Annotated in this window: 5 protein-coding genes and 1 pseudogene; 1 reads left to right on the top strand and 5 read right to left on the bottom strand. The window is 61.3% G+C overall.

Annotation, left to right across the window (positions count from 1 at the left end; genetic code table 11):
• Positions 1–1,066: 1,066 nt before the first annotated feature.
• The 5 genes and pseudogenes from OXS27_RS26765 to OXS27_RS26745 all read right to left on the bottom strand — a co-directional run bounded on the left by OXS27_RS26765 (position 1,067) and on the right by OXS27_RS26745 (position 5,350).
• Positions 1,067–2,053, bottom strand: a complete 987-nt coding sequence (locus OXS27_RS26765; RefSeq protein WP_267360180.1) for an NAD(P)H-binding protein — start codon at positions 2,051–2,053, stop codon at positions 1,067–1,069.
• Positions 2,054–2,782: 729 nt separating this feature from the next.
• Complete coding sequence (locus OXS27_RS26760) at positions 2,783–3,388, bottom strand: heme-binding protein (protein ID WP_267360178.1); 606 nt, start codon at positions 3,386–3,388, stop codon at positions 2,783–2,785.
• 114 nt (positions 3,389–3,502) lie between these two features.
• Positions 3,503–3,661, bottom strand: a pseudogene (locus tag OXS27_RS26755) (alpha/beta hydrolase); the annotation flags it as partial.
• An 846-nt stretch (positions 3,662–4,507) separates the two neighbouring features.
• On the bottom strand, positions 4,508–4,789 hold the full coding sequence (locus OXS27_RS26750; RefSeq protein ID WP_267360172.1) for a hypothetical protein: 282 nt from the start codon (positions 4,787–4,789) through the stop codon (positions 4,508–4,510).
• Between the two features lie 180 nt (positions 4,790–4,969).
• A complete protein-coding gene (locus OXS27_RS26745) occupies positions 4,970–5,350 on the bottom strand; it encodes a hypothetical protein (RefSeq protein ID WP_267360170.1) in 381 nt (126 codons plus the stop codon).
• Between the two features lie 158 nt (positions 5,351–5,508).
• Between OXS27_RS26745 and OXS27_RS26740 the strand changes: the two genes are divergently transcribed.
• On the top strand, positions 5,509–6,444 hold the full coding sequence (locus OXS27_RS26740) for a site-specific integrase (RefSeq protein WP_267360168.1): 936 nt from the start codon (positions 5,509–5,511) through the stop codon (positions 6,442–6,444).
• Positions 6,445–6,559: the final 115 nt, after the last annotated feature.

Here is a 6,559-nt window from a genome sequence, read left to right as displayed (position 1 = left end):
ATTAACTTCCGAACACACTATCGCGCAGGGCACCCTGACCCAATCTGATCTAATGCGCAAGATCATGCTCTAAAATCACGTATATCCTAACGCCGCGCCCATCGAGTCAGCCGTCGTCATCATTGTTCCACCTATAATCAAAATACTTTATACCGAGAGTAAGACATTTAATATAATATTGCCGTCAAAACTAGCGATCCGCCCAAAAAACCGTAAAAACCTCTCTTCATATATACATCTTGGTAGGTCGCAGTTTCAAAATTAATACACGATATCCGACAATATGTTCTACACCCTGCTGGCGAAGCGTTCGATTAAATCAGGTTGATTATGACAAATGTTTGAAAGTTTTTGTGACCGATACTTGGTTAGCGCTAATAACCGCCTCCCGGACTAGGTGTTTAAGCCGTAAGCGTGGATGTGAGTTGGTTATTAATTTCTCAACATCAGCAGATCTAAGCTGCTCCGTGGGTGACCAGACCCAGCAAACGAGAGCCGTTCCTGGGTGCGTGGTGATGAAATTACGGTTGCGGCGTTAAGTGGTGACGGGGCCCGCGACTCCTTCATCGTTGTCTATCGATCTGTGCAAGCGCGGCGTGGCGGCCATGGCGGAGATCGCTTCCTTTCGTCGAGCGCCGGCTTGGTTCAATGTGAGCGTATCGAGCGTCAGCGCGATTGGCGCAGGCAGGCCCGAGCGACCGTCGCCATGTGCATCAGCAACGGCTCCACTTCAGCGAAGCCGTTTTGCCTTCGGGACATGTTGGCGTTCAGGAACCGCTTCCCCGAGTCGCGACGACTGGGTCGATAGGTGCCCGTCCGCTTTTCCGGCCGGCCTGCTCAGAAGCAGCCATCCCGCCCACGAGCACTTACAGTCATTCGCGTCTAATCAGACCTCCGAAAGACTAATTGTTTGACGTTCCGGCGACGGTCTAAAACTGGTTATCGGTATAGCTTAGGTGCACCGACCCTCGTTACAAAAATGCCTTCCGATGAGTGCCACCGCTTTTCTTCATGGCCGGATCGGAGTTTCGCCACGTCAGCGCGCCTTATTTAGCTGCCAGCATGCTCAGAACACCGCATGGTCGCCACGCTCGGCAACTGCCTCTCCGCGGATCACGCGGGCATAATAGTCCAACAGCGTCTCCGACCCCGTCGAAGGGGTGGCCTGCGCATCGTATCGTCCGGTCGCTGGATCCAGCACGAGCATCGACTCGGTCGCGTAGTAGCGCCCGATTCGCGCGAGTTCGGCCTTGGCAGCCAGGGCTGGCATCCATCGTCCGGTCGTTGCCAGAGTCGCGATGATTACATCCAGCAGCACCACCGGGACGTGCTTGAAGCGCGGTTGACGCCCCAGTAGGGCGAACAGCCGCTCGCCCTGCGCCTTCGGTGTGATCGCTTCGCCTGGTCCACCGATCGGCAGCACGCGATTGCGTCTCTCATCGCGGTCGAGGCAGTCCGCGAGGTAGCGACCGAGGTCATCATCACTGATTGGCTTGCAGGCCGTCAGCGTCCCATCCCCGAAAATTAGGAAGGGCTTGCCACGTCGCACGCGATCGATCTGCCCGGAAAGCGATTTGAAGAAGGCTGTTGGCCGAACGATCGTGTAGTCGAGCCCGGAGGCGATCAGCGCCGCTTCGAAGGCTAGCTTGGCATGCTGAAAGGCCAGGATCGGCTTCTGGACGCAGATTGCTGAGAGAAGCACGACGTGCGTGACGCCGGCTGCCCGGCTGACATCGAGGGCAGTGACATGCGCCCTGTAATCGATGGCCCAAGCGTCGTCGGGTAACCCGGTGCGTGACGCCAGGCACGACACCAAAACGTCGAAGGGTTCGCCGCGGATACCGTCGCGCGTCAACGATGACGGGTCGGCCAGCCTCACGATCCGCTCAGTCGCACCAATCGGGATAGCGAAGTCGGCACGGCGCCTGACCAGGCAGACGACCTCATGGCCGTGTGACACCAGCGCCCGAACGGTAGCCCGCCCGATCGTACCGGTTGCCCCTAGAAGCAGGACGCGGCGTGGTCCAGCGCCGGCCTGTCTGCTCATGGTCATGATCGCTTCATCCCAACGCTCAGGCATCCGATGCCTCCCGCACCGGTAGAGATGCGCAGACGGCGGCAAACAGATGTCGATGTGCTAGCCACCTGTATGGCTACAGGGCCGGGCGGTTCAGCAACCGAGACATGATATTTTTATTCCTCTCCCCCTGTCTTACTGCCGACCTGCTCAACATCGCGCACTGCAATCGCCGCCGGGAGCGCTTGCGGATCTCATTCCTCAGTTACCATCCAAAAGCTGACCCTGACCGGCTGGCTGCATGGTTCGCTGCGCGAGGGCTACCCGTTCATCTCGTTGCCTATACCAGTCGCGAGTTGTGCTTGGATGTGCCGTCGGCGTTAGATTTCGTCGTTAAGGCGATGCTGCCCAAACTCGCTGCTTACGATCTTCCGATACGGTAATCGTTCGTCCTATGTGGTTGGCGCGATGCGCCTCTGAGCACCAGAGGCGTTGCGGGCTGGAAGTATTGAGGCCTCTATCATGGTGCTGCGATAATCGGGCTCTACCGAAAAAAAGCGCACAACATGCTCAGCGCAAAACAGACCTAAGGTAACGTCGAGCATCACCACTTCAAAAATCTGCGCTGCGGCCTGAAACAGACGCGTCACGGATGGTCATAACGTCAGCATGTCGTGTCGCATTAGCCGGGGCTTGAACCAACTCATTTTCTGTGAGGCGGCTCGAATGCGTTTGCTTGCCCCGGGCAGCGGTAACGTAACTTGCTTAGTCAGCGGCCAACTGGACGGCCACTTCGTTCCGTCGAAGAAACGGAATCGCAAAAGGCGGATCGTAACCCATGAAGACGGGGGAAGCGGCGACCTTTCTATTCCCCGCAACCAGGACCTCGATAAGGATACGTTCCTGTTCGGCGCGAACCTCAGGTATAGTCGAGCCTGAGAAGCGAAGGGCGGCGATCGTCTCGGCCGGAACGTGGACGAGACGAACGCCTGCCTCAGTGGGCTCCGGAGCCCCGGCCTCGGCAACGTCGTGGGGGAGGAAGAACCGCATGGTTCCGCCAGTGCCCTGCTCGACCGGGACCGTCATCGCGATGCGCTGACCACCTGTCTCGACGGGTGCGGTCATGGCGATGCGGTCGCCCCGCTGGTTTGCGCCGGTGATATAGCGAAAGAGGCGCCCAAACGCCGCGCCATCTCCAAGCCCACGCCCGTCAGTTTCTACGGCGAGGCGAGGCTCATAGGCCCTGATTTCGACACCGCGGTCGAGACGTTCGACCACGGTATACCTCGGCTGATCATAGAAGCTCCGGACACCGAAGACCCCGAGGACGGACTCGCACAGGGTGACGAGGTAATAGATAAATTTGTTCATCGCGGTGATGCTCTGTGGCGGTTTCGTGGACCAACCGTCCGCGGCGGCGATGGCTGCCAGCGGAATTGGTTGGATACGCTGCGGAGTTGCGCCGATCCGGATCCAGCCCGCGTGCAGCCCCTTCTCGTGAGCGTTGCCGTTCTGCGCGATGATGGCCGTCACCCGTTCTGGATGCGCCAGGGCCACCCGGAAGCCGGTAGGCGCGCCGCAGTCGAAAACATAGAGCGCGTCGGTGTCCAGCCCGACCACCTCGGTGAATCGGTCGATGACCTGCGGCGGATGTTGCTGGTCGGCTCGCTGATGATTCAATTCGTCGAAAGTGAGTGATCAGGACATCATTTTCGAAAGGGAGCACGCGCATTCTGCCAAGAACGATGGAGGTAGACCATGCGGACGTCGATGGCGGTAGGCTTGGCATTTCTCGCGATGATGGGAAGTGTTACCATGGCGGAGGCGCGTGCACGGCTGCGCTTGTCCTTCGGGCGTACGGTGGCAACCCAGCGGCCCGTCATGCCGGCCCCCGCCACTGCCGTAGTTCAGCGCAGCTCCGCCGGACGGATCGGCGACCGGCCTGCGATCACAATCACGCCGGGCCATGCCTCCATCGCGGCGGCGGCGAGCACCATACCGCTCGTAACCTCCGGCGATGCAACAGCCGGCACTGATCTAAGGGCGCGAATCGAGCCTTCGGCTGTGACTCTAGCGCCCGCGTCGCCGCGCATCCGTGAGGTTCGCGCGATTGCTCCGCCCTGCGAGTCGGGCAAGCGCGTCGGGGGTGTGGAGCACGAGGACGCCGGCTTCTGCCTCATCAATTGAATGACTGCGCAGCTAGTCCGAGATCCAAATCAAGCCACCAAATTGCCTCCGCATCGGGCTCCAGGGTCGCTTGTTGCGCTTGAAGCGTAAAGATGCGCAGACCCGTTCGGTGGCGGGTCCGCGTTCCATTCACCGACGAAGCTGCCGGGAGGTTTACAAGCGCCACTCCAAGCAAGCGGCGAGGGCGAGGAGAAGGTCCACCGTGGGTCGGCAGCAGACTAAGCGCTTTTCCAGTGAACCTCCATTGAAGCGGACAAGCCGCGTTCAGCCAGCCTCCGACGCAATGCTTCTCGCGCGCGGCAGTCAGTAGCTGTAATCGCGGCCCGGGTAAGCTTGTGGCTGGCCGTAACCCGTTCCCCTCGGCTGGACGCGAGCGCCGTAGTCGATCTCTCGGCGAGCCCGCCGGTTGGCGAGGTAGCGGCCACCGAGGCAGCCTGCCACGGCACCGACGACGCCACGCTCGGCCAGATAGTGGCCCGTCAAGCCGCCGATGATTGCGCCCTTGATACAGCCCTTCGCCTCGGCGGCCCCGACACTCATGAGTGTCGCGAGGGCGATGGCCGACGCGTGTCCGACGAGTCGCATACTGGTTCTCCCGGTTAGTGGCCAGAAGAACTGGGTTCACCCCGGATGCGTTCCTGCCAGCGGGCAATGAGGCTCTGCTTGCGTCGCCCACGGCCAGCACGTCGAGTCGCGCAATGCGGCCAAAAAGACAAACGGCCGGCTGATGTCTCTCGGTGCTGCTCCTGCGCTTGAAGCCGATCCTCACCTGAGACGAACAGTCTTGGCGAAAGGTTTGCCCGCCACTGTGAAGCCGTCGATCACCGCTGTTCCATCTGACGCCACGCGCCCCTCAACAAGAATGTCTTTAAGAATGTCCTTGCATGCCGTCCGATCGAGCAATCCGGGAGCTCCTTGTACCCCGTACCACTGCTCGATGCCGTAGTTCACGATGCCGGTCAGACAGACCGGATGCTGCCAGGTGGTAGGCTCCGACGTCTGACCGCCCATCCTGCCTCGCATGGTGAGAGGAGTTCCCGGGCGCGCGCGCGTCGCAAATCCCGAGCTGCCCTTGATGAACAGCCCGTGTCCTCGGGGTACTTCAAAGAACACCTGATCCGCTCGGTGCGCGCCATCGGTCATCATGGCCCCATCCCCCCGCGTGTTGGAGCCGCCGGAAAACCTGGTGCGGTTCACCGCCGCGCCGGTCTCCGTTCGTATGGATTTCTTCCCGATGGCCAACGTCTGATAACGCTTCCTTATCAGACGTAGCGCTACGCTCAGGCTCGATCGAGGGAGAAAGTATGATGCTACCCGCCACGCTTGCGGCACAAGCCCGCGCATTTGCCGATCAGGCGCTCTCCGAAAATTCCCGTCGGGCCTATCGCGCCGACTGGCAGCACTACACGGCGTGGTGCCGTGGCCACGGGATCGAGCCGCTGCCCGCGGGCCCCGAGCAGGTTGCGAGCTACCTGACCTCGATGGCCGAGACCCATAAGCGCGCCACGATCGAGCGCCGGCTCGTCACGATCGGTCAAGCCCACAAGCTCCAAGGTCTTCCGTGGATCCCAGCGCATCCCGCGGTCCGGGCGGCTCTGCGCGGCATGTTCCGGCGGTACGGCAGGCCGAAGAAGCAGGCCGCGGCGTTCGGCGTACCGGAAACCCTCCAGATCGTCGCAGCCTGCGAGGGGACGGTGGCGGCTTTGCGCGACCGCGCCCTGTTCCTGATGAGCTTCGCCGGCGCGTTTCGGCGCTCCGAAGTCGCGCGGATCCATTTCGAGGATCTCGGCTTCCGCGACGGCGCGGTCGATGTGTTCTTGCCGCAATCCAAAGGTGATCAGGAAGGTGAGGGCACGATCGTGACTGTCGTGGCCGGCGAGAACATCGCAACGTGCCCCGTTGCCGCGCTTCGGCGCTGGCTGCAGGCCGCCCCGACCCAGGGCTACGTCTTCCGAGCCGTCCGAGCCGACGGGACCGTAATGGATGACGGGCTTCATCCCGACTCGATCGGCCGCATCGTCCAGAAGCGCGCCGCGGAGGCCGGCCTCGTCGCCGGGCCGCGCGAGCGCATTTCGGCCCACGGGTTCCGCGCGGGCTTCATCACCGAGGCCTACAAGCGCGGATCGCGCGACGAGGAGATCATGAGCCACTCGCGCCATCGCGATCTCAAGACGATGCGCGGCTATGTCCGCCGCGCAAAGCTTTCGGACGCGCATCCGGGTCGAAACATCGGGCTATGAACAGTTTTCGTGAAGATATCGGTCGCTTTTTCGACCGATAGCTGCGGCTCACCGAAGACCTCAGCAGATGATTCGGTGGGCGCGAAAAACGCTCAGGTCCGTCTGAACACGCCAC

Origin of the sequence: Methylobacterium sp. GC_Met_3 (assembly GCF_026540775.1) — a bacterium.
GTDB lineage: Bacteria > Pseudomonadota > Alphaproteobacteria > Rhizobiales > Beijerinckiaceae > Methylobacterium.
Note: the sequence above shows the minus strand (reverse complement) of the source record. Positions and strands in the feature narration are given on the sequence as shown.

Coding starts and splice junctions, on each gene's coding strand:
- OXS27_RS26765 (WP_267360180.1), bottom strand. CDS start 2,053: ATGACCATGAGCAGACAGGCCGGCGCTGGACCACGCCGCGTCCTGCTT.
- OXS27_RS26760 (WP_267360178.1), bottom strand. CDS start 3,388: ATGAACAAATTTATCTATTACCTCGTCACCCTGTGCGAGTCCGTCCTC.
- OXS27_RS26750 (WP_267360172.1), bottom strand. CDS start 4,789: ATGCGACTCGTCGGACACGCGTCGGCCATCGCCCTCGCGACACTCATG.
- OXS27_RS26745 (WP_267360170.1), bottom strand. CDS start 5,350: ATGATGACCGATGGCGCGCACCGAGCGGATCAGGTGTTCTTTGAAGTA.
- OXS27_RS26740 (WP_267360168.1), top strand. CDS start 5,509: ATGATGCTACCCGCCACGCTTGCGGCACAAGCCCGCGCATTTGCCGAT.